Origin of the sequence: Fusobacterium varium (genome assembly GCA_021531615.1) — a bacterium.
In the GTDB taxonomy this organism is placed as follows: Bacteria; Fusobacteriota; Fusobacteriia; order Fusobacteriales; family Fusobacteriaceae; genus Fusobacterium_A; species Fusobacterium_A varium_C.
The window spans coordinates 26,439-50,979 of record JADYUE010000001.1; the positions used below are offsets into that span (position 1 = coordinate 26,439).

Below are 24,541 nucleotides of genomic sequence, written 5' to 3' on the forward strand. Positions count from 1 at the left end.
GCACCAATTACTTAATTATCTATATAGAACACCTATATCTTTTCTACAATATTTACCTGTAAAGTCTATTTTTTCAGCATCTGCATAAGCTTTAGCTCTAGCATCTTCAAGGTTGTCTCCAACTGCTACAACATTAAGAACTCTTCCTCCACTTGTTAGAAGTTTTCCATCTTCAGCTTTTGCTCCAGCAACAAATACCATATTGTCAACTTTATCAATTCCAGTTATCTCATAACCTTTATTGTAAGCTTCTGGATATCCTCCTGATGCTAATACAACACAACAAGCTGACTTGTTACTCCATTTAACATCTGCATTAGCTAAATCACCTTTTAAACCACTTTCAAGTAGTTCAATAAAGTCTGATTCAAGAAGAGGTAATACAACTTGAGTTTCAGGATCTCCCATTCTCATATTATATTCAAGAAGATAAACTCCTCTATCTGTAATCATAAGTCCAAAGAAGATAACACCAGCGAAGTTCATTCCTTCAGCTTTGATTCCTTCTAATGTAGGATTCATAATTCCATTTATAAAGGCATCATAAACCTCTTTAGTTACATAAGGGTTAGGAGCTATTGTCCCCATTCCTCCTGTATTAAGTCCAGTTTCTTTCTCTCCTATTTTTTTGTGATCTTTAGCAGAGATAAATGGAAGTATAACTTTAGAATCTGTTACTGATAGTATAGAAGCTTCTACTCCATCAAGGAACTCTTCAACAACTATCTTTTCTCCAGCAGCACTGAATACTTTATCTACCATTATTTCATCAACAGCTTTTAAAGCTTCTTCTAAGTTTTGGCAGATTAAAACTCCTTTTCCTGCTGCAAGTCCACTAGCTTTTACAACTAATGGAAATTCACAAGTTTTTATATATTCTTTAGCTTTATCTACTTCAGTAAATACTTCGTAAGCAGCTGTTTTAACTCCATATTTTTTCATAAAGTCTTTAGCATAAGCTTTTGATCCTTCAAGTAGAGCAGCTTTTTTATCTGGTCCAAATATTTTTAAACCTTTTTCTTGGAATCTATCAACTATACCATCTACTAGAAGTTCTTCACTTCCAACGATTGTTAAATCTATTTTTTCTTTTAATGCAAACTCTAAAAGTTCATCTATCCCTTTTATATTTACATTTTCACCTTTAGGAAGCATTGCTGTTCCACCATTTCCAGGTGCACAAAATACTTTTTCTACTTTCTCATTTTGACTTACTTTCCAGCAGATAGCATGTTCTCTTCCACCACTACCAACTACCAATATTTTCATATCTCAATATCTCCCCTTTATTTAATATTAGTGTTTGAAATGTCTCATTCCTGTGAATACCATTGAGATTCCATGTTCGTTACAAGCATCAATAGATTCTTTATCTCTAATAGATCCACCTGGTTGAATTATAGCTTTAATTCCAGCTTTAGCACAAGTATCTACAACATCTCTAAATGGGAAGAATGCGTCAGAAGCAAGGATAGCTCCTTCTATTCTTTCTCCAGCTCTTTCAATAGCTTGTTGAGTTGGCCATATTCTGTTTGTTTCTCCATTTCCAATTCCTACAGCCATTTTATCTTTTACTACTACAATAGCATTTGATTTAACATGTTTTACTATTTTCATTCCGAAAATTAAGTTTTCCATCTCTTCAGCAGTAGGAGCTTTTTCAGTTACTGCTTCATAATTAGTTGAGAAGCTTAAATCTTCATCTTGAACTAAAAGTCCTCCATCAACTTTAACCATATTGATCTTATCTTGTGGAGTGTGGTGACATTTAATAACTCTTAGGTTTTTCTTAGTTTTTAAAACTTCTAGTGCTTCTGGTGTGAAATCAGGAGCGATAACTATTTCTAGGAATATTTTAACCATTTCTTTAGCAGTTGCTTCATCAACAGTTTTATTTAATGCTACTATTCCTCCAAATATAGATACTGGGTCGCATTCATAAGCTTTAACATATGCATCATATACATTGTCAGCTATAGCAGCTCCACATGGAGTTGAGTGTTTAAGTCCACAACAAGCTGGTTCTGTAAATTCGCATACAGTTCTCCAAGCTACATCCATATCTCTTAAGTTGTTGAAAGAAAGTTCTTTTCCATTTAGTTGTTCGAAATCTTTCATAGCTCCAGTATCTGTAGTTGATACATAGTAAGCAGCTTTTTGATGAGGGTTTTCTCCATATCTTAAATCCATTACTTTTTCATAAGATGCATTTAAGTATTTAGGCATTTCATCTCCTAATAGGAATTGAGAAATAGCTGCATCATAAGCAGAAGTTAAGTTAAATACTTTTCCTGCAAGTCTTTTTCTAGTTTCAAAAGTAACTTCTCCAGCTTCCATCTCTTTCATAACTGTTTCATAGTCAGCAGTATCACTGATTACTACTACATCTTTGAAAGATTTAGCAGCAGATCTTAACATTGTAGGTCCTCCAATATCAATAAACTCTACTTTTTCTTCAAATGTAAGATCTTCATTTACTTTTTTAAAGAATGGATATAGGTTAACTACTACCATATCAATAGTAGATATTCCTCTTTCTTTAATAGTTGCCATATGCTCAGCATTATCTCTTATAGCAAGGATTCCTCCGTGAATTACTGGATGTAAAGTTTTTACTCTACCATCTAACATTTCAGGTGCTCCAGTTACTTCAGCAACTTCTATAACAGGCACTCCATTTTCTTTAAGATGTTTATATGTTCCTCCAGTTGAAATTATTTCTACTCCATGTTTTACTAAGAAATTAGCAAAATCTAATACACCATTTTTATCAAAAACTGATATTAATGCTCTTTTCATAAAAAACTATCTCCTTTATTGTCTTTCAGATATTATTTTAGCTATTGAATTTGGTAGAAGTTTATGCTCCTCTACAAGAACTCTCTTTTGTAGTACTTCAGGAGTGTCCCCTTCTAATACTGGTACTTTTACTTGTAAAATTATCTCTCCACTGTCCACTCCAGTATCTACATAGTGAACTGTGCAACCACTTTCCTTTTCTCCTGCTGCAAGAACTGCTTCATGTACTTTTATACCATACATTCCAGGACCACCAAATTTTGGAAGTAGTGAAGGGTGAATATTAATTATTCTACCCTTCCATTTATTTACAAACTCCTCATCAATTATAGAAAGGAATCCAGCTAGAACTATAAGTTCTACTCCCTTTGTAGAAAGTACCTTATCTATCTCTTTACAAAGTTCTTTTTTATAGACTTTTCTATCTATTACACAACTTTCTATTCCTGCTTCTGCTGCTCTTTCCACTCCATAACATGGTCTATCTCCAATAACACAAACTATCTCGCAGTTAAGTTCTCCACTTTTACTTTTATCTATTATAGATTGAAGATTACTTCCTCCACCTGATACCATTACTGCTATCTTAAACATAAACCTTTATCTCCCTTTTGAACATATCCTATTTCATATGCTTCTTCTCCATGTTTTGCAAGTTCAGCTATAACTCCATCTTTATCTTCAGGAGCTACTACAAGTACAAATCCAACTCCCATGTTGAATGTTCCGTACATTTCATCTTCAGCAATTCCACCTTCTTTTTGGATATATTTGAAGATATCAAGTACTCTTACTTTATCTTTAAATACTACTGGTTGATGTCCTTCACTTATTGTTCTTGGTAAGTTTTCAGGAAGTCCTCCACCTGTTATATGAGCCATTCCTTTAACATTGAATTTTTCAAGAACTGACATTACAGCTTTAACATAAATTTTTGTTGGTGTTAATAGTGTTTCACTAATAGGTTTTCCATTATATTCTTTTGTATAGTCAGTAATAACTTTTCTTACTAATGAGAATCCATTGCTGTGAACTCCTGAAGATGGGATAGCTATAAGGATATCTCCTTCAGTTGTAGTGCTTCCATTTACTATTTTAGATTTTTCAACTGCTCCTACACAGAATCCAGCTATATCATAATCTCCTACTTTATAGAATCCAGGCATTTCAGCAGTTTCTCCACCGATTAAAGCAGCTCCTGCTTGATAACATCCTTCTGCAACTCCTGAAACTAATTCAGCAGCTACTTCTGCATCTAATTTTCCACAAGCTAAATAGTCAAGGAAAAATATTGGTTGTGCTCCGTGGCATAGTACGTCATTTACACACATTGCTACTGCGTCAATTCCTACTGTATCATATTTTTTTGAAGTAAGAGCTACTTCTAATTTTGTTCCTACTCCGTCAGTTCCTGATACTAAAACAGGGTTTTCATATTTTCCTAATTCATACATAGCACCAAAACTTCCAAGTCCATTTAATACATGGTTATTTTGAGTTTTTGCTACTGCCTTTTTCATTAATTCTACTGCTCTGTATCCTTCTTCTTTATCTACTCCAGCTTCTTTATAAGAAATTGCCATTTTCTTCCTCCCAAACGAATTTTTTTAGTTACTATCTTAATTTTACAATTTTTTTATACAATATACAAATATTTCTAACTTTTGTTTAAATTAATTTTTTATTCCTCTTCAGCAGGTGTACTCATTGGATATACTCCATTGAAACATCCTACACAGAAGTTATTACTCTTTAGAGATGTTAACATATTATCTAATGATAGATAATCTAATGTGTCTGCATTTATCTCTTGTCTTATCTCTTCAACAGACATTCTAGCTGCAATAAGTTCTTTTCTATGAGCAATATCTACTCCATAGAAACAAGGGTGCATAACTGCTGGAGATGCTGATCTAAAGTGAACTTCTTTTGCTCCAGCTCTTCTTATAATTTCAATAAGAATTTTACTTGTAGTTCCTCTTACTAGAGAGTCATCTACTACTACAACTCTTTTTCCTTCAAGTTGAATTCTTAATGGGTTAAGTTTTACCATTACAGCTTGTTCTCTTAAGCTTTGAACAGGTTTAATAAATGTTCTAGCTATATATTTATTTTTAATAAGTCCCATAGCATAAGGGATTCCACTTTCTTCTGCATATCCAATAGCTGCTGGTACTCCTGAATCAGGAACTCCAATTACTATATCAGCTTCTACTTTACATTGTTTTGCTAATAATTTTCCAGCTTCAACTCTAGCTTGATATACATTGATACCATCTATTGTACTATCAGGTCTTGCAAAATAGATGTGTTCAAATGAGCAAGGAGCTATATTTTTATTTTCAGCAAATTTGATAGATTTAATTCCATTATCATCAATAATTACCATCTCTCCAGCTTCAACATCTCTTACAATGTGTCCTCCGATAGCATCTATTGCACATGATTCAGAAGCTAAGAAATAATCTCCAGCTTCATTTGTTCCAATACATAGAGGTCTAATTCCATATGGATCTCTTATTCCTATAAGTTTTTTATCTGCTAACATTACAAAGGCATAAGCACCTTTTACTGCTGAAACTGCTGCTTTTATAGCTTCTTCTAAACCATCAGCAGCTTTTCTAGCTATCATTTTAATAACTACTTCAGAGTCAGATGTTGAAGTAAATGTAGCTCCTCCATCTTCTAAAAGTTCTCTAATTACCTTACTGTTTGTTAAATTTCCATTGTGAGCAACTGCTATTTGTCCTAATTTAAATCTACTTTCTATAGGTTGTGCATTCTCTATTTTATTATCTTTGAAAGAAGAGTATCTCACATGAGCAATAGCTGCATTTCCTTGTAATTGATTTAATATTTCCTCTGTAAATACATCAGCTGTAAGTCCCATTCCCTTGTAACTAGAAAGTTTTCCATCATTTAAAACTGTAATTCCTGCACTTTCTTGTCCTCTATGTTGTAGAGCATACATTGCATAGTAACACATTTGTGAAACTTCTTTATTTTCTTTACAGTAAATTCCGAATACTCCACATTCCTCTTCCATCTTGTCTTTAGCTAACATCTCTTCAGTACAAATCATTTTATTTCTTACTCCTCCGATTTTTATATCTAAGCTTTAAATTTAGTCTAAATATATTAAATTTTCATACAAACAAACCCATTAAATCTATTCTTATAGATCTACTCCACCTTCGTTATCAGCTATAAATTTAGCTTTCATATCTTTTCTAAATTGAACAAGTTTTGCTTTTAATTCTGGTGATTTTAAAGATAACATTTGTACTGCTAACATTCCAGCATTATATGAGTTATTTACTCCAACTGTTGCTACTGGTATAGATTTAGGCATTTGTACTATTGATAATAATGCATCCATTCCATCAAAAGCAGCTTCAATAGGTACTCCAATTACAGGAAGTACAGTTTTAGAAGCTATAACACCTGGAAGATGTGCAGCAAGTCCTGCTCCTGCTATTATTACTTCATATCCTGTATTTTCTAACATTTCCAATGTTTCTTCTAATTTTTCTGGAACTCTGTGTGCTGAAAGAACATGTGCAGAATACTCAATTCCAAACTCTTTCAAACAGTTTGCAGCTCCTCTCATTTTTTCTGTATCTGATTTACTTCCAAAGATTATAGCAACTTTCATCTGATATTTTCTCCTCCAAAATATAATTAAATAAATTTTATATATCTGTATAGAGGGTTGTCTCCTCTATACAGATAATTTTATTAGATACTATTTAAAATATTTAACTCCATTTTCAAAGATTTTTTGATCTTTATTTCCAATTATATTTTTAAATACATTGTTTCCACATCTTTCTGAATGTCCCATCTTACCAAATACTTTTCCATCTGGTGAAGTGATTCCTTCAATTGCACAAGTAGATCCATTAGGGTTGAATCTAAATTCATTTGTAGGAACTCCTTCTAGGTTTACATATTGAGTAGCAACTTGTCCATTTTCAAATAGTTTTTTGATTACTTCATCATTAGCAAAGAATCTTCCTTCTCCGTGTGATACAGCGATTTCAAATTCTGATCCAACTTCTACACCTGCTAACCATGGTGATTTATTAGAAGTAACTTTAGTTTTAACCATTTGAGATACGTGTCTACCTATTTTGTTAAATGTTAATGTAGGTGAGTTTTCAGTAACTTTTCCAATTTCTCCATAAGGTAGAAGTCCTGATTTTATTAGAGCTTGGAATCCATTACAGATACCAAGGATAAGTCCATCTCTTTCTAAGAATTTAGAGATAGCTTCTGCAATCTTAGGGTTAGTAAGTACAGTAGCGATGAATTTACCTGATCCATCTGGCTCATCTCCTGAACTGAATCCTCCTGGGAACATTAAGATTTGTGAATTATTGATCTCTTTTACCATTTTTTCTATTGAGTCATTGATATACTCTTGAGTGATATTTCTAAATGGAAGAATATTTGCTTCTGCTCCAGCTTTTTCAAATACTCTTGCTGAGTCATACTCACAGTTAGTTCCTGGGAATGCAGGTACTAAAACTCTTGGTTTAGCTATTTTATTTTTGCAAACTATGATCTCTTTCTTTTCATAAGGTGTCCAGATGTAGTTTTCAACTTTTTCTATTGTTTTATGAGGGAATACTGGGAATAATTTATCTAACCAAACTTTTTCTCCCTCTGTCATATCTATCTCTTTATCTCCAACTACAACTTTGTATTCAGCTATTGTTTCCCCTAATAGTTCAACATTTTTTCCACAAAGTTCTTTAGTAGTTTCAACTACAAATGTTCCATATCCTAGTTTAAATAGATCTTCTCCTAAATCTGCTATCTTAGCTCCAACTCTGTTTCCTAGAGTCATTTTACTTACTGCTTCAGCTATTCCTCCATTTTTAAGAGTCATTGCAGATATGATAGTTCCATTTACTATATTTTCATGTACTAATTCAAAGTTTTCTTTTAATTCTTCAATATTAGGCATATAGTTGTCTAACATATGGTGTTTTACTAAGTATAATTTATGTCCAGCTTCTTTAAATTCTGGAGAAATTACTACACTTGCTTTTACTGGTGCAACAGCAAAAGAGATTAGTGTAGGTGGAACGTGAATATCATTAAATGTTCCACTCATAGAGTCTTTTCCTCCAATTGCTGGGATTCCGAATCCTCTTTGAGCTTCAATAGTTCCTAATAGAGCTGAGAAAGGTTTTCCCCAGTTTAAAGGGTTTTGTCCAAGTTTTTGGAAGTATTCTTGGAATGAAAGTCTTACTCTCTTATAATCTCCACCAACAGAAACTAATTTAGCTAGTGATTCAACTACTGCATAAGCTCCTCCATGGAATTGTGACCAAGAAGAAAGTACTGGATTATATCCCCAAGTGATAGCAGAAGCTGTATCTGTTTCTCCTTTTAATAGAGGTATTTTTTGAACACTTACATCAGTTGGAGTCATTTGATATTTTCCTCCAAATGGCATTAATACTGTTGTTGCTCCAATTGTAGCGTCAAATATCTCCATTAATCCTTTTTGAGAAGCTACATTTAAAGATGAAAGCATATTGTACCATCTATCTTTTAATGTTTCTCCTTCATAGTTAGCTTTTAATAGTGGATTTTCTCCAGTAATATCAGCAACTTCAACAGTTGTTTCTTGAGTAACTCCATTTGTATCTAGGAATTCTCTTGAAATATCAACTATTTTCTTACCTTTCCAATTTAAAACTAATCTATTTGTATCAGTAACAGTAGCAACTACTGTTGATAGTAAGTTTTCTTTAGAAGCAAGTTCTATAAATTTATCTTTGTCTTTAGCTTCGATTACAACAGCCATTCTTTCTTGTGATTCAGAAATAGCAAGTTCAGTACCACTTAATCCAAGATATTTAGTAGGTACTACATCTAGGTTGATATCTAGTCCAGGAGCAAGTTCTCCAATTGCAACTGATACTCCTCCAGCACCAAAGTCGTTACATTTTTTAATCATTCTTGTAACTTCAGGATTTCTGAATAATCTTTGGATTTTTCTCTCTTCAGGAGCATTTCCTTTTTGAACTTCAGCACCACAAAGTCTTAATGAATCATCTGTATGTTCTTTTGAAGATCCAGTTGCTCCTCCACAACCATCTCTTCCTGTTTTTCCTCCAAGAAGAATTACTATATCTCCTTTAGAAGCATTTTCTCTTCTTACCCAATCAGCAGGTACAGCACCAACTACTGCTCCAACTTCCATTCTTTTTGCCTTGTATCCATCATGATAGATTTCACAAACATGTCCAGTTGTAAGTCCTATTTGGTTTCCATAAGAAGCATATCCACTTGCAGCTCCAGTAGTTATTTTCTTTTGAGGTAATTTTCCTGGAAGTGTATCCTCTAATTTTTCTAATGGATTTCCTGAACCAGTTACTCTAATAGCTTGATATACATATGATCTTCCTGATAGTGGGTCTCTAATAGCTCCTCCTAAACAAGTTGAAGCTCCTCCAAATGGTTCGATCTCTGTAGGGTGGTTATGAGTTTCGTTTTTAAACATCAATAGCCATTTTTCAAGTTTTCCATCTACATCTACATCTATGTATACTGAACAAGCATTGATCTCATCAGATACTTCTAAGTCATCAAGTTTTCCACTTTTTCTCATCTCTTTACCACAGATAGTAGCCATATCCATTAGAGAGATATATTTTTTAGATAATCTTTCTCCATGAACAAACTCTCTAGCTTTAGAATAGTCATCAAAAGCTTTTTGTAAAGTTTCTCCAAAAGCACTCTTAGGGAAAACTATATCTTTAATTCTTGTTTCAAAAGTTGTATGTCTACAGTGATCTGACCAATAAGTATCTAATACTTTTATTTCAGTTTCTGTTGGTTCTCTTTTTTCTGTATCTCTAAAGTATTCTTGAACAAATTTTACATCTGCAAGAGTCATTGCAAGTCCAAGAGATTCTCTAAATTTCTTTAATTCTTCTTCATTCCAAGAGATAAATCCTTCAAATACTGGAACATCTTGAGCTTTTTCTCCCTCTTCAATTTCTAGTTTTACTAGATCTTTTTCTCTCATTTCAACAGGGTTGATATAGTATTTTTTAACTTTTTCTACATCAGCATCAGAGATTTCCCCTTCAAGAATAATTACTTTACCACTTGTTACAACTACGTTTTGGTTTTTATCTGAAATTAGATTTAAACATTGCATAGCTGAGTCAGCTCTTTGGTCAAATTGTCCTGGTAGATATTCAACAGCAAAGAATTTTGCTCCATTTGTTTCAAGAGTATCTGTAACTGTATCTGATACAACTTCAGAGAAGATAAGTTTTTTAGCTTCTGCTAATTCTGCTTCTTCAATATTAAATACATCATAACAGTTTAAAAGTCTTACTTTTGAAAGTTTAATTCCTTGAAAACTTTCTTTTAATTCATTTTCAAGTCTTTTAGCTTCTAAGTCAAAGCCATTTTTCTTTTCTACATAAATACGATAATTCATCGCGTCCCCCTACTTTATATATTAATATTAATATTATTACTTAACTTACTTTTCTATTAGAATAATCCTTCTATCTTACCATTTTCATCAATATCTATTGATTCAGCAGCAGGTTTTTTAGGTAGTCCTGGCATATCAATAATATCTCCAGCCATTGCTACTATAAATCCAGCTCCAGCAGATATTCTTAATTCTTTTATTGATACAGTAAATCCTGTTGGTCTTCCTAGTAGTGCTGCATTATCAGAAAGTGATTTTTGAGTTTTTGACATACATACTGGAAGTTTTCCATATCCAAGATCATCTATTGTTTTTAACATTTTCTTAGCTGTTCCAACAAATTCTACTCCATCTGCTCCATAGATCTCTTTAGCTATTTTTTCAATTTTTTCTTTAATAGATAGATCTAAATCATATAGTGGAGTATAATTATCAGTTCCTTTTTCAAGTTGAGCTAAAACTTCTTGAGCAAGTGCCATTCCACCTTCTCCACCTTTTGCCCATACTTCACAAAGAGCAACTGGTACATCTTGAGCTTTACAATGTTTATCTATAAATTCAAGTTCTTTTTCAGTGTCACTTACAAATCTATTGATAGCTACTACTACTGGTAGATTGTATTTTTTCATATTTTCAATATGTTTATCTAAGTTTGCAATTCCTTTTTCTAATGCTTCTAAGTTTTCTTCAGAAAGCTCTTTAGCTCCACCGTGATGTTTTAATGCTCTTACAGTAGCAACTATTACTACACAATTAGGAGTAAGTCCACCTTTTCTACATTTGATATCTAGGAATTTTTCTGCTCCAAGATCAGCAGCAAATCCAGCTTCTGTAATAGCATAATCTGAAAGTTTAAGAGCTAATTTTGTAGCTAGAATTGAGTTACATCCATGAGCTATATTAGCAAAAGGTCCTCCATGAATAAATACTGGAGTATTTTCTAATGTTTGTACAAGGTTAGGTTTGATAGCTTCTTTTAATAGTGCTGCAACTGCTCCTTGAATTTTTAAATCTCCAACTGTTAATGCTCTTCCATCTCTAGCATATCCAAATACCATATTTTTAATTTTTTCTTTAAGGTCAGCTAGTGATGTAGCTAAACATAGAGCTGCCATGATTTCAGATGCAACAGTGATTTGGAATGAACTTTGTCTAGGAATTCCATTTGCTTTTCCTCCAAGTCCGATTACAACATCTCTTAAAGCTCTGTCGTTCATGTCTACTACTCTTTTCCAAGTAATTTTAGTAATATCAATATCTAGCATATTTCCAGAATTGATATGGTTATCTATACAAGCAGCTATAAGGTTGTGAGCTACTCCAATAGCATGAAGATCTCCAGTAAAATGAAGGTTAATATCTTCCATTGGTATAACTTGTGCATATCCTCCACCAGTTGCTCCACCTTTCATTCCAAAAACAGGTCCTAATGATGGTTCTCTAAGAGCTGCTATAGATGATTTTCCCATTTTATTAAGAGCTTGTGTAAGACCAACAGTTACAGTTGATTTTCCCTCTCCTGCTGGAGTAGGTGTAATAGCTGTAACAAGTACTAATTTACCATCTTTTTTATTTTCAAGATCTCTAAGTACTTTTAAATCAACTTTAGCTTTGTACTTACCATATTGTTCAACATCATCTTCTCCAAGTCCAATTTTTTTAGCAATATCCATTATGTTTACTATTTTAGCTTCTTGAGCAATTTGAATATCTGTTTTCACAAAATTCCCTCCCTTAATATTTTTATTTTATTCTTTAATTTTTTAAAAAATTATAATAATTAAAAAAGTCTAAATGCACACTACACCTTAGTACACACTTAGACCTTTATTTTCACACTTATTGTATTATCTATTTTGCCAAAATACGTTATTCTTTTTTTCTTCTTTATCTTCTTAAATGATAACATAGTATAATCCTCCTTTAATAATGCTCCATAATATTTTATTTAATTAGATGAAGCAAATTTTTTAAAGATCAAAAAATTTATACATATGTTTACTTCACCCATAGCAGTTAATTTAAGGTTAACCGTAGAGACTCCTGACCATATTACAGGGATATATGAGTTTAATTTCATTACTTAAAGAATAACATAGTTATTACATTTTGTCAAAATAAATGTTATTTAACATAAATTTTACATTTCTTTAGTCTATTTTTATATTTTTTATACGTTAAAAGTTTTCTTTGTCTTTTATATGCACAATTAGCCCTTCTACTGCTAAAATATACCCCTCTTTACCAAAACCACAGATCTGCCCAATACAAGCAGGAGCTGTGAAAGATTTATGTCTAAACTCTTCTCTTTGATGAATATTTGAAAGATGAACTTCAACAGTTGGAATATTTATACTCTTTATTGCGTCAAAAAGAGCTATTGAAGTATGTGTGTAAGCTCCAGGATTTATTACTATTCCATCATATTTTTCAAAATATGCCTTCTGAAGTATATTTATCATCTCTCCTTCAACATTACTTTGTAAAATATCTATCTCTATATCTGTTTCCTCAAAACTATTAAGTATATAATTACACATACTCTCATATGTTTCTTTTCCGTATACCTCTTTTTCTCTAATTCCTAAGAAATTTATATTTGGACCATTTAATATTAAAATTTTCATTTTCTCCTCCTAAACCTTCTTTTTATAAAAACTATAATTTATCATTCTAATGATTAAAATAAAAATAGATTATCCCTAACAACAAGTTGACGTAATTTCCAAAAGTAAAGGAGTGCAAACGACTATTACTTTTGAGACACAGGTGAAGTCCTGTGCTACATTAATTTTTTAGAATCCCTCAGCGAAATGCAGTTAAGAAAATGCAACGTGTTTGAGGCATAGCCGAGTTCCAAAAATAGAGGAGCTTTAGCGACTACTATTTTTGAGATGCAGGAGTGGAACTCCTGCGATACCCATAGTGAATGAGCAATAGGGATTCTTTATTCACTGACATGGAGTCAAATTGATGTTAAAAAAGAATAGGGATAACTTAACTTGACTAATAATCGCTAATGCAAAGGTACTTTGTCAAAATCTAGCGATGTGCTAGATAACTAAGCTTAGTTATATAAATTCTAACTTACCTAAAATTTAAAGATAATTTTTGGTAAAGTTCTTCTCCAAGTTCCTTATCAAACTCTCTATCTTGCCATATCTCCTCTGCTTTTATAGCTTGTTCAATCAACATAAAAAGCCCATCTATATTTTTTATACCATTTTTTTCTGCAAAATATAAAAATTTAGTTTGAAGAGGATTGTATATTATATCAACTACACTTTCAAATCTTTTCACCACATCTTCTGATACAGGAAAGTCCTCAACATTTGGATACATTCCCACTGGGGTACAATTTACTATTACATCTCCATCTATTCTATCTTCATAAGTTGCTACATCAATATATGAAAATCTCTCTTTTAACTTTTCTATTTTTCCCTCTCTACTTCTTGAAACTACAGTTATCTCCTTTGCTCCTAAATCTTTTAGAGCCACTATTATCGCCTTTGCTCCTCCCCCTGTTCCAAGAACAACACACTTTTTATTCTTTATTTCAATTTTTCCTCTTTCAAGAAGTCTTATAAACCCATAGTAGTCACTATTATATCCAGAAATTCTATTCTTCTCTATCTTTAAAACATTTATTGCTCCTATTTCCTCTGCCTCTTTAGATAGAAAATCTACTTTATTTAAAAAATTCTCCTTATAGGGAATAGTTATATTAACCCCTTCTATTCCTAATACTCTCATACTTTCAAGGGCTTTATCTATATTTTCTCTCTCTATCTCATAAAGTGAGTAAAAACCTTTTATTCCATATCTATTAAAAATATATTGATGAATCTCTGGTGAAAGAGAGTGCCCTAGTTTTTCCCCTATCAAACCATAAACTTTCATAAGTCCCTCCTAAAATTTATCCTTCTTCTTATAATATAGCATATATCTTTTCTTTCCTCTAGCAAATGATTATTCTTACCTTTAATTTAATATTAGACCTATTTTTTTAGTTTCTATCATTTACAAGATCGTTAATAGTTATAAATATTTTAAATTTGAATTTTTATTTTCATTTTAGTACAATTTATATGTATTAGTTATGAAAGGGGTAAATTATGAAAAATCCATTAATAATTGAAGATATTGAATTTATTGAAAATAATATTATGAGTATCCGTTCAAAGGTAGGTTTTAATTTTCAATACTATATTGATGAGTGGTTATCTGATAAAACAAAGTTTAATTTCTGGGCATTCTTTCTAGCACCATTTTGGTTAGGAGCAAAGGGAATGTTTGAGTATGTTTTCCTATACTGTATTCTTACTAATCTATTTGTAAATCGTATTCCTAGTTTGCACCTAATTTTAATTGTACTTTTACCTATATATTTTGGTTTTAAAGGTGATATTCTCTATTTCAAAAAGATCAAAAGTGAGATTTCCAATTCCACTGGTTTTAGTGTGAATGGCTTGCTTGGAATTTGCCTTGTTATAGCAATTCAAATAGGGACATATTATCTTATAGCTTAAAATTAAAACTGCACTCTCTATCTTAATAAAAGATTTTGAGTGCACTGTTTTTTTACTCTTTATTTTCCCATTCCATTATATATTCCAACTCTCCAGTGTTTTCATCTACTTGAGTTTTTACAATTTTAAAACTATTTTTTTGATAAAATTCAAGGGCTTTTATATTTTTATCATAGACAGCTAACTCCAAAAATGGATATCTCTCCTTTACAAAATTCAAAAGCTTAGTTCCATAACCTTTACATTGATTATTCACTCCACAAAATAATCCACCTATGAAAGTACTATCTATTAAACTTATAAATCCCTTTATATCTCCTCCCTCTTCTAGAAGATATGTATCAGATATTGGAAGATAGTTATCCCTTACATTTTCATAATTTCCTATCCAATACCCCTTATCTATAAAATCATGTGCCTTTATATTAGAATTTTTCCATATCTCCATTATTTTTTCATAATCTTTCTTTTCTGCTCTTCTTATCATGTTACTTTATTCCTTTCAACTCTTCTAATCTTTCTGTTAGCTCCTTATACCTAGCTATCAAAGCATTTCTTTCAGGTCCATAATCACAATCATGTAACAATTCTTTAACTTCATCAAGTGTTTTGTTAAGTTTTTCCATTTCACTCATGCCATCATCCCCTTTATGAATTTACCTCTCTAATATGGATATACTACTAATTTAAAAAAAATCAATAGGTAAATTTATTTATTTTTCTAATTCAGCCCATCTCTTTAAAATTTCAGGATCATAACCTAGGATTATCTCATTTTTATTTCTCAATATTGGAGATTTAAACAGAATAGGATTTTCTAAAAGAGTTTCCTCTAAGTCAAAGACTATATATTGAAGGTTTCTCTTTTTATACTCTGTTCCATCAACATCTATCAGCTCTTCTAAAGGATATTTTGCTGTTATGCTTTTTAGCTCTCCTTTTGATGGAGCCTTTTCTTTAAGATTGATAAATTGAATTTTTATTCCACGTTCCTTAAAAAATCTCTCTGCTTTTTTACTTTCGTTACAATTTTTCTTACCAAATATCTGTATCATTATTTTTCCTTTCTATAATTCAATTACCTTCTGTGCCATCTCTCTAAATGTATCATCATGGGTTACAATTATACTTTGCTCTAAATTTTTAAGAATCTCTCCAATAGAATCAGCAAGGCTCTTTCTTCTCTCTGAATCCAAATTATTAGTTGGTTCATCAAAGATTGAAAATCTACTCTCTGTAAATAGCTCACTCATAGCCCCTCTTATAGAGATAGCCACTGCCACTTGCTCACCACCAGAAAGTTGCTCAAACCTCAACTCTCCTCTATCACCAGATAGATAAACACTATATTTATCCTTGTCCTCATTTGACCAAATAACTTTCTCTCCTCTACCAGTTATCTTTCTAAAGTTTTCAGTGGCTAAAATCTCTATCTCTTTTAGCATATTTTTCGAAACCTCTTTCCCCATAGATTTTATTCTCTCTCTAAATGCCTTTGTTAGCTCTAATTTCATCTTTAATTTTTCTAAACTTTTCTTCTTATCTTTAATTATATTCTCATGCTCTTTAATCTTAGCTAATTTGTCATTTAGATTTTTAATCTCTCCATTAATTCCACCAAGTTTCTCTCTTATCTCTGCCACTTTCTCATCTTTTTCAACTTGGCTTTTCTCAAGTTCTTCTTTATTTAGAGAAACAAGACTATTTTCTAGTTTTATTAAATCCTCTCTAAGACTCTCTAAAACCTTCTCCTCTTGACTCTCTTTCTCTTTTAATCCCTCTTTTTCAACTTCCAAATTTTCTTTCTCAAGAGCCTTTTTATAGTTTTCTAAATATAGTTCATTGCTCTCTTTCAAAGAGTTTAAAAGAACTTCATATTTTTCAACTTCCTCACTTAATTCTTGATATTTTACAAGAGTAGGTTTATTCTCCTCAATAGAACCTCTTATCTCTTCCTCTTTTAAAGATAACTCATTAATTTTTGAAATCTCATTTTCAATCTTCTCTTTAAGCTCTTTTCCTCTTTCAATATCTTCATTTAAAATATTTTTAATTTTATCTCTCTCAATAATATCTTTTTCACTATTTTCATTTTCAATTTTAGTTTCTAATTGAGTGTTTTTAGCTAAAATCTCCTCACGATTTTTTATATTATTGATCAATTTCCAATTTTCATACTCAAGTTTTTTATTTTTTAACTTCTCCTCTCCCCTTTGGAATTTAGCTTGATCAACTTCTATCTCACTAATTTTTAGTTCAATCTCATGATTAATTCTATTAAGTATAGTTTTCATTTCAACTATCTTTTCTTTATCTTTTAACTCTTCCTCAATCTTTTCAATCTCTGCTATTTTACTCTTAACTATCTCAGTATATGTTTTTCTTCTATTTATAAAAAAACTATTAATATCCTTTCCACTTAAATTTTTACAATTTTCATTTAAAAATGGACAGATTGAAGATTGAAGTTTTTTATATGCTTCATCATTAGCTCTACCAAGTGAGATATTTTGTTCCTTCTCTCTTTCAAGCTCTCTTTTTTTCTCTTCTAAAGCTTCAAATTTAACTATCTTTTCATCTAAATTTTCTTTAATTAAATTTTCTCTCTGTTCTTTTTTGATCTTTAAATCTAACTCTTTCTCTTGAAGTTTTACTTCAAAAGTATTTAAAGTTTTTTCTCCAGTTTCAATATCACTTTCAAACTTTTCCAACTCTTTTAAAAGTGGAGCATTCTTTTCTAATTCAACTTTATATATTTGAAGATTTTTCTCTTTTTTCTCAATCTCCCCTTGTAAAAAGTCAACTCTATCTTTTTTCTCTCGACAACTTACCTTTAAATTTTCAATACTATTTTTCCATAGATTTACTTGATTATTAGAGTCACCTCTCAATTTTTCCAATGAGATTAGCTCTTTTTCTAAACTATTTTGTTTCTCTCTTATCTGATCAAGCTCTTTTTTCTCTTTTTTTATACTTTCCAAAATCTCAGAAGTTTTAATATACTCATTGTGGTTTTCTATATTTTTATCAGCTATCTCCTTAGCTAAAATAGTTTCCTCAATCTGTTTTTTCAATTTCTCTTCTTGTAAAGTAATACTATTTAAAACTTCCTCACTCTTTCTAATCTCACCATTTATCTTTTCTATCTTTAATTCTGTACCGCTTATCTGATTTAATTTTTCCTTAATCTCTTTTAATTCAGCTGAAAGAGTATCCAGATATTTTTCAAACTCCTTCTCTCTCTCCTTTTCAAGCTCTAATTTTTCTTTGACCTCTTGGGAATCTTCCATAACCTCTGATATACTTTTAATGCTATTCTCTTCAATAGCTATCTCATTTTTATACTTTCCTTCAACATCTTTTGAGTACCCATCATAGATCTCTCTATATATTTCAGTATTAAAAACTTTATCAAAAGTTTTCTCTCTATCCTTAGCAGTTGCCTTAAAAGATGATATAAACTCATTTTGCTTAGCTACAATTACATTGTCATAGACATCCTTTATATCCCCTTTTATTCCACAAAGTTCTCTTATTCTATCCTCTTTTCCTTGAAGTTCAAGCTCTGGATTTGATTTTCTATATATAGATGTAGTTCCTGGTAATTTTCTTGTAACTATATACTCTTCCCCATCAACTCCTGTAAACTCAACTTGAATTTTAGCACTTTTCTTTCCATATTGAATTGCATCTTTTTGAGTTCCTCTCAAATCAGAACCAAAAAGAGCATAACCAATAGCCTCTAATATTGAGGATTTCCCCTTTCCATTCTCCCCTAAAAGTAGATTTATCCCCTTATCAAATTCAACTTCAAGTTTCTCATGGATACGATAGTTTTCTAAATATATTCTATTTATCTTCATTCTCCTATCTCCCCTTCTAACATCTTATCAAAAAGTTCAAAAAATTCATCTCCCATATCCTCTTTTAACTCTTGATACTCTTTAAAACTTTGTAGATACTCTACCACCTTTTCCCTATCTGAAAACTCTTCCCAGTGGCTGACAATCTCCTTTTCCACATCTTTTACAGAGTAATATCCATCTTCTCCCATATTTCTATCATATATAGAGTTAGGATATCTCAAATTTATATACCCCTTCAATGCTCCATTATTTTCAAGAATAGACTCTAACTCATTTACATTGACATAACCACTATCCTTTAATTTTACATTGATTATTACCAACTCTTCTCCAGTTAATTCTAAACTTTTTACAAAGTTTTCAAACTCTGAAACTAAATTATCCTCATAGGCAAAATTCTCTTCAACTCTCTTTCTTGGTGAGATCTCAATAAATTTATACTCTCTTGTATCTGTATCAAAAAGTATTCCACCCTTTGTGTTACTTCTCTCATTTAATACATTCCAAAACTCTAAAGAACCGGGAATAAAAAGTATTGGCTCATCTTTAGGGTACACAGAAAATGAGTGAAGATGTCCCCCAGCTATATATATTGCCTTGTCCTTTAGTTTCTTTATTGAGCTTGTTGAAGCTAAACCACCAATAAACTCACTTCCACCACCTATTGCTGTATGTACAAGGACAATATTTTTTTCATTTTCATCTAGCTTTTCACTTAATTTTTCCAATACCTCATCAATAGCAAACCCAGGGTATCCCACTCCATAGAAGTTCACATCATCTATTTTTATCTTTTCAAACTCATAATCCTTACCAGTAAAACTATATTTTCCCCTTTTAACATAATCTTTTCTCTCTAAATAGCTTATCCAAGAGTTTACCTCATCATAACCACTTATATTATCGTGGTTTCCTTCAATAAGTAGCACATCTATCTTGGCATTTTTTAATTTAAGAAATGTTTTTTCACATCTTTCCAAAGTATCTGGAGTAAGCTCCTTCTTGTCAAAAAGATCCCCTGCAATCAGCATCAAATCAACTTTTAACTCTATCCCCTTATCACAAATCTGATCAAAGGCTTTAAAAAAATCAAGATATCTCTTTTGAGAAAACTCCCTTGTTCCAAAGGGTTTCTTCCCTAAATGTATATCTGAACAGTGTAAAATTTTCATTCTATCTCTCACCTCTACAATAAGCTACAAACTCACATTTTTTGCAACTTTCCTCTGAAAATACTCTTCTTTCAAATCTTTTATCCAATATATTTTTTACTATATTGTCAAATTCAACTTTTCCAATATCTAAGCTTTTTTCATCAGCCTCTACTTTAATTATAGAGCCTTCTCCATCTCCTACATAATAAATATATAGTTCCATATCTTCATATAAATATTTTTTCTTTAAAATATATCCATAGATTTCAAGCTGTCTTTTATGTATATGGAAATTTTCACTTTCATATCCTTGGAACTTTCCTGTTTTAAAATCAATCAATTGTATCTTTCTATCTCTTTTTAAAATCAAGTCAACAATCCCTTCTAAAAGATAGTTATCCTCTACACTATATATTTTTTCCTCACTACTTAAAATATTTTTCCAATCATCTCCTATATATTCAATATACTTTTTTAACACTGTAAAAGCTCTATCTTTATCTACCTTTCTAATCAAAGCTCTTATGCTATTGTATAATCCATTACTACTTTTTTCTATAATATCTTTTACTATTTCATCATCAAAAATAGTATCTGGATTTTTTATTCCCTGTTTGTTGATTGCCTCTATACTTTGATGAACTAGCAATCCATAAGATATCTCATTTGTCTTTAATGTTGCAAACTCATACTCTCTTAAAAATCTATATTTTAATGGACACTCATCATATAGAAGAATATCTCTAGTATATGAAAAGCTCTCTTTTAACTCTGCTCCACTATGTTTATCTATATCTAAATCTTTAAAGTTCTCATCTGTAAAATATGGAATTGTTTCATATATAGGTCTAAAAGTTCTAGCTGGTATCTCCTTTCCACCAGATCTATTCTCTATACTTGTTAAAACAAGAAGATTTTTGGCCCTAGAAAATGCAGTATAGAACACTCTCCAAAAATCAAATCTCTCTCTTTGATCTTCTGGCTCAAACTCATTATATATACCTGTAAGTTTCTCCAACATCTCCTCATCTGCTTTATCTCTTATCAATGGATCATTTTCCAATGAACCAACTATTACAACAGGAAATTCAAGCCCTTTAGCTTGGTGGATAGTCATAAAAGATACAGCACCTTTTGGAGTTTCCCCTTTATTTTCATACTCATCTAACTCCTCTTCAAAAAGAAGTTTCATATGTGTAATAAAAAAGTATTTTAAAGTTCTCTCAATATTCTCCATAGTGAATTTTTCAAGTTTACTTATAAATTCAAATTGCTTTAACAATTTAGAGAATAGCCCTAAATTATATGTTGCACTTGCATCCTTTGCCCCTTCAACCTCTAAATTAATCAAGTTTTTAAAAGTTTTAAAGGCAAATAGTGAATAGAAGATCTCTGAAAAATTATCCCTTTTCTCCTCACCAAAATTTAGATACTCTTTTCTCTTTTCTAAAAGCCAATTATATAGCTCAACATCTTCTAAAGTTGTTCTCTCCTTCTTCAAAGTTCCAAGACAATCTTTGTAATAAGCTATTGTTCTTCCTAAAAAAACATTGTCTAAAACATATGCTTTGGTTTGTGGAAAAACTGCAAGCAATGCCCCTATCACAAGCTTTATCTCCTTTTTATAGAAGAAAGTTTTTGAACGTGGTGAATACACAGGTATTCCCCTCTCTTCAAGATAAGATCCTAGATCCTTTACCCTTGAGGAACGAGTACTTTTAAATAGAAAGGCAACTTGACTGTAATCCTCTATCTTCCCAGTTGTCTTTAAAGTTTTTATAAACTTATATATATTCTCTTTCCAAACTCTATCTGAATTTCCACCTATACGAACAACCCCTGCTCTATCTGAGTATTCTATCTCCTCTAGTGGTTCAATATTTTTTTCATATCTAAACCCTCTCCAGTTAATAAGATTTATCCATCTGTTACAAAATGTAATTATATCTTTGTGAGAACGGTAGTTTTTATTTAAAATTATTGTTTTACATTGTATATCTGTAAATCTTGAAGGAAATTCAATAATATTTCTTACTGTTGCACCTCTAAATCTGTATATCCCTTGATCATCATCACCTACTACACAGATATTTTTTCTCTTTTCTCCAATTAAAAATATTATCTTCTCTTGAATAATATTTGTATCTTGATACTCATCTATCATTATATACTCAATCTTCTCTTGAATCTCTCTCAATACCTCTTCTTTTGTAGAAAGCATTCTATATATCTCTCTTTGAATTGAGGCAAAATCTAAAACATTATCCTCTATCAACAAATTTTCATATAATTTATGAGCATCTCTTAAAAAAACTACCCTCTCATTACTATCATCTTTTATATAATCAAGGGTTCTTCCTGTTTCATTTATCTTATTCAACCAATATTTTAATTTCTTAGCTCTCTCCCAAGTATTTCTACAAAAATTATCTCCAGTAAAAAATTCATTGTATCCTTGAAGTTCCTTAAAATATTTAAGTTTACTATATATAAAGAAATCTTGGTCCATATCTTCAAGAACTCTGTACCCCTCTTTAAAATTTGAAAATTCAATATACTCATCTATTAATCTTAAAAATATAGAGTGAAGTGTCCCTATATATATATTTCCAATATTTATCTTTTCATTGTGTTCATCTAGCCTTTTAGTTATTCTTCCGATTAGTTCCTTAGAGGCTCTATCTGTAAAAGTTGAAATAAGAATTTTCTCTGGAGCTACCTTTTTATTTACCAATAGGTTTAATGTTCTCTCAACTAAAACTCTAGTTTTTCCAGAACCTGCCCCTGCTATAATTAAAAGTGGTCCCTCTGTACTTTCTACTGCTTTTCTTTGCTCTATATTCAAATCTATATTTTTCATAATTTCAACTCCATTTTTTAATTTATCATCTAAATAAATTATATCATTTGTTTTATAAAATATTTAGTTTAATTTTTATTAAATAGATATTCTTTTTAATATTTATAGATAATTAAAATAATATAACAATTTACTAAATTTCCACTAGATAAAAATCTGAAAATAAGGTATCATAAAAGATAGGAAAAATATCAAATTTAAGTGGGGTATAATATGGAAATTAAAATTGTTAAGTGGGAAGATAGATTTGCAAAAGCTTATATTGAGCTCTCAATAGAGTGGTTAGAAAAATATGTTTCTGTTGAACCTGGAGATTTAGAGATAATTGAACACCCTTATGAAGCTGTTTTAAATAATGGTGGGATGATATGGTTTGCACTGGTTAATAATACAGCAGTTGGTACAATAACAATGATAAAATCTAGTAATAATTCATTTGAATTAGCAAAATTAGCTGTAACTGAAAAATATAAAAAACTTGGGATAGGTGAGAAATTAATAAATGCAGCTATTGATTTTGCTAAAGAAAACAAAGCTCAAAAAATCTATCTATTTACAAATCATAATCTAATCCCAGCAATAAATCTATATAAAAAATGTAAATTTGTTGAAATACCTCTTATAGATAATAAATATATAGAATCTGATATGAAAATGGAGCTAAATTTAAAATAAAAAGAAAGGATGAAAAACTATTGAAAAAGAATATATATTTTAGATTATTTTTAGTATTTTTTAAAATAGGAGCTTTCACTATTGGTGGTGGATATGCTATGGTACCATTGATAAAAGAAGCTCTAGTAGATAAAAATGGTTGGTTAAATGATGAAGAGTTTGTAGATGGACTAGCAATAGCTCAATCCACACCAGGAATTTTAGCAGTAAATACAGCTATTATTACTGGCTCGAAGATTGCTGGCAAGTTCGGAGCTATTGTAGCAGCACTTGGAGCTGTATTACCATCATTTATTATGATTCTTATTTTGGCAACAACTTTATCATCTGTTAGAAACTCCCCTATATTTATAGCTTTCTTTAACGGAATAAAGCCTGTTACAGTAGCACTAATTTTTATTTCTGTTATAAAGATGGCAAAGGGAGCAAAGGTAAATTTAAAAACTTCAATTATACCTTTAAGCATAGGTTTTTTAGTAGCCTATACACCTTTATCCCCAATTTCAGTTATTATTATTACAATGATTGTGGGAAATATTTATTTTGCATGGAAAGATAAGAGGGATAAAAAATGATATATTTACAACTTTTTTTAGTGTTTTTCAAAATAGGATTATTTAGTTTTGGTGGTGGATATACAATTCTTTCACTGATACAAAAAGATGTAGTTGAAGGGTTTCAATGGATAACAACAGGTGAATTTACAGAAATAGTAGCACTTTCTCAAGTAACACCAGGACCTATTGCTATTAACTCAGCTACATATATAGGCTATAAGGTAACTGGAAATGTTTTTGGTTCTATGTTTACAACTTTTGGAGTTGTATTACCATCATTTATAGTTTTAGCATTGATTTTAATGTTTTTACATAGATTTAAAAACTCTTTGATAGTGGAGAGAGCATTTAAAGCTCTTCGTCCAGCAGTTTTAGGGTTAATTTTAGCAGCTGGACTATCACTTTTAAAGCCTGAAAACTTTATTGATATAAAAAGTTATATCATATTTTTTGGAGCAATAGTCCTATCTTTAAAATGGAATATTGGAGTTATTCCTCTTCTTATAGGGTCTGGAATTTTAGGAGTTATCCTTTATTAAGAAATAATTTATAAAGATGTAGGTAATTACATTACTAGGTAGTTACCTACATTTTTATTTAAAAGAAAATAGCTGAGCAAAGGAACTA

Annotated in this window: 20 protein-coding genes and 1 riboswitch; of the genes, 4 read left to right on the forward strand and 16 right to left on the reverse strand. The window is 30.9% G+C overall.

The window, feature by feature from the left end; all coding sequences use genetic code 11:
• Window positions 1–15: 15 nt before the first annotated feature.
• From purD to aroE, 10 genes are all read right to left on the reverse strand, one after another.
• On the reverse strand, window positions 16–1,269 hold the full coding sequence (gene purD / locus I6E31_00115) for a phosphoribosylamine--glycine ligase (protein ID MCF2638366.1): 1,254 nt from the start codon (window positions 1,267–1,269) through the stop codon (window positions 16–18).
• Between the two features lie 27 nt (window positions 1,270–1,296).
• Window positions 1,297–2,799 (reverse strand): bifunctional phosphoribosylaminoimidazolecarboxamide formyltransferase/IMP cyclohydrolase, encoded by a 1,503-nt coding sequence (purH, locus tag I6E31_00120; GenBank protein MCF2638367.1) that lies wholly within the window; start codon window positions 2,797–2,799, stop codon window positions 1,297–1,299.
• A 15-nt stretch (window positions 2,800–2,814) separates the two neighbouring features.
• Complete coding sequence (locus I6E31_00125) at window positions 2,815–3,393, reverse strand: phosphoribosylglycinamide formyltransferase (GenBank protein MCF2638368.1); 579 nt, start codon at window positions 3,391–3,393, stop codon at window positions 2,815–2,817.
• Window positions 3,381–4,382, reverse strand: coding sequence for a phosphoribosylformylglycinamidine cyclo-ligase (locus I6E31_00130; protein ID MCF2638369.1), 1,002 nt, complete (start codon window positions 4,380–4,382; stop codon window positions 3,381–3,383). The genes I6E31_00125 and I6E31_00130 overlap by 13 nt, the downstream gene beginning before the upstream one ends.
• A 98-nt stretch (window positions 4,383–4,480) precedes the next feature.
• Window positions 4,481–5,881 carry an amidophosphoribosyltransferase gene (locus tag I6E31_00135; GenBank protein MCF2638370.1) on the reverse strand — a complete coding sequence of 467 codons (1,401 nt, stop codon included), beginning with the start codon at window positions 5,879–5,881 and terminating at the stop codon, window positions 4,481–4,483.
• Between the two features lie 93 nt (window positions 5,882–5,974).
• Window positions 5,975–6,454 (reverse strand): 5-(carboxyamino)imidazole ribonucleotide mutase, encoded by a 480-nt coding sequence (gene purE / locus I6E31_00140; protein MCF2638371.1) that lies wholly within the window; start codon window positions 6,452–6,454, stop codon window positions 5,975–5,977.
• A 90-nt stretch (window positions 6,455–6,544) separates the two neighbouring features.
• Window positions 6,545–10,270, reverse strand: coding sequence for a phosphoribosylformylglycinamidine synthase (locus I6E31_00145; GenBank protein ID MCF2638372.1), 3,726 nt, complete (start codon window positions 10,268–10,270; stop codon window positions 6,545–6,547).
• Between the two features lie 56 nt (window positions 10,271–10,326).
• The gene (locus I6E31_00150) at window positions 10,327–11,991 is read right to left on the reverse strand and encodes a formate--tetrahydrofolate ligase (protein ID MCF2638373.1); all 1,665 of its coding nucleotides are present in this window, start codon (window positions 11,989–11,991) and stop codon (window positions 10,327–10,329) included.
• Window positions 11,992–12,260: 269 nt separating this feature from the next.
• Window positions 12,261–12,358: riboswitch (purine riboswitch) on the reverse strand.
• Window positions 12,359–12,447: 89 nt separating this feature from the next.
• Window positions 12,448–12,897, reverse strand: coding sequence for a type II 3-dehydroquinate dehydratase (aroQ, locus tag I6E31_00155; protein MCF2638374.1), 450 nt, complete (start codon window positions 12,895–12,897; stop codon window positions 12,448–12,450).
• Between the two features lie 460 nt (window positions 12,898–13,357).
• Complete coding sequence (gene aroE, locus I6E31_00160; GenBank protein ID MCF2638375.1) at window positions 13,358–14,173, reverse strand: shikimate dehydrogenase; 816 nt, start codon at window positions 14,171–14,173, stop codon at window positions 13,358–13,360.
• A 215-nt stretch (window positions 14,174–14,388) separates the two neighbouring features.
• On the opposite strand from aroE, the gene I6E31_00165 reads away from it, so the two are divergent.
• Complete coding sequence (locus I6E31_00165; protein MCF2638376.1) at window positions 14,389–14,802, forward strand: DUF2628 domain-containing protein; 414 nt, start codon at window positions 14,389–14,391, stop codon at window positions 14,800–14,802.
• A 52-nt stretch (window positions 14,803–14,854) separates the two neighbouring features.
• Here the strand turns inward: I6E31_00165 and I6E31_00170 are convergent, their stop codons facing one another.
• The 6 genes from I6E31_00170 to I6E31_00195 all read right to left on the reverse strand — a co-directional run bounded on the left by I6E31_00170 (window position 14,855) and on the right by I6E31_00195 (window position 22,682).
• On the reverse strand, window positions 14,855–15,289 hold the full coding sequence (locus I6E31_00170) for an N-acetyltransferase (protein ID MCF2638377.1): 435 nt from the start codon (window positions 15,287–15,289) through the stop codon (window positions 14,855–14,857).
• Window position 15,290: 1 nt separating this feature from the next.
• Window positions 15,291–15,437, reverse strand: a complete 147-nt coding sequence (locus I6E31_00175; protein MCF2638378.1) for a hypothetical protein — start codon at window positions 15,435–15,437, stop codon at window positions 15,291–15,293.
• A gap of 78 nt (window positions 15,438–15,515) precedes the next feature.
• A complete protein-coding gene (locus I6E31_00180) occupies window positions 15,516–15,857 on the reverse strand; it encodes an arsenate reductase family protein (GenBank protein ID MCF2638379.1) in 342 nt (113 codons plus the stop codon).
• 12 nt (window positions 15,858–15,869) lie between these two features.
• A complete protein-coding gene (locus tag I6E31_00185; protein MCF2638380.1) occupies window positions 15,870–18,665 on the reverse strand; it encodes an SMC family ATPase in 2,796 nt (931 codons plus the stop codon).
• Complete coding sequence (locus I6E31_00190; GenBank protein MCF2638381.1) at window positions 18,662–19,840, reverse strand: exonuclease SbcCD subunit D; 1,179 nt, start codon at window positions 19,838–19,840, stop codon at window positions 18,662–18,664. Before I6E31_00190 ends, I6E31_00185 begins: the two co-directional genes overlap by 4 nt.
• A gap of 1 nt (window position 19,841) precedes the next feature.
• Window positions 19,842–22,682 carry an ATP-dependent helicase gene (locus I6E31_00195; protein ID MCF2638382.1) on the reverse strand — a complete coding sequence of 947 codons (2,841 nt, stop codon included), beginning with the start codon at window positions 22,680–22,682 and terminating at the stop codon, window positions 19,842–19,844.
• 213 nt (window positions 22,683–22,895) lie between these two features.
• Between I6E31_00195 and I6E31_00200 the strand changes: the two genes are divergently transcribed.
• Genes I6E31_00200 through I6E31_00210 form a run of 3 tightly spaced genes read left to right on the forward strand, consistent with a single transcriptional unit; the run spans window position 22,896 to window position 24,453 of the window.
• A complete protein-coding gene (locus I6E31_00200) occupies window positions 22,896–23,357 on the forward strand; it encodes a GNAT family N-acetyltransferase (protein ID MCF2638383.1) in 462 nt (153 codons plus the stop codon).
• A gap of 20 nt (window positions 23,358–23,377) precedes the next feature.
• On the forward strand, window positions 23,378–23,932 hold the full coding sequence (locus I6E31_00205) for a chromate transporter (GenBank protein MCF2638384.1): 555 nt from the start codon (window positions 23,378–23,380) through the stop codon (window positions 23,930–23,932).
• The gene (locus tag I6E31_00210) at window positions 23,929–24,453 is read left to right on the forward strand and encodes a chromate transporter (GenBank protein MCF2638385.1); all 525 of its coding nucleotides are present in this window, start codon (window positions 23,929–23,931) and stop codon (window positions 24,451–24,453) included. The genes I6E31_00205 and I6E31_00210 overlap by 4 nt, the downstream gene beginning before the upstream one ends.
• The last annotated feature ends 88 nt before the right edge of the window (window positions 24,454–24,541 follow it).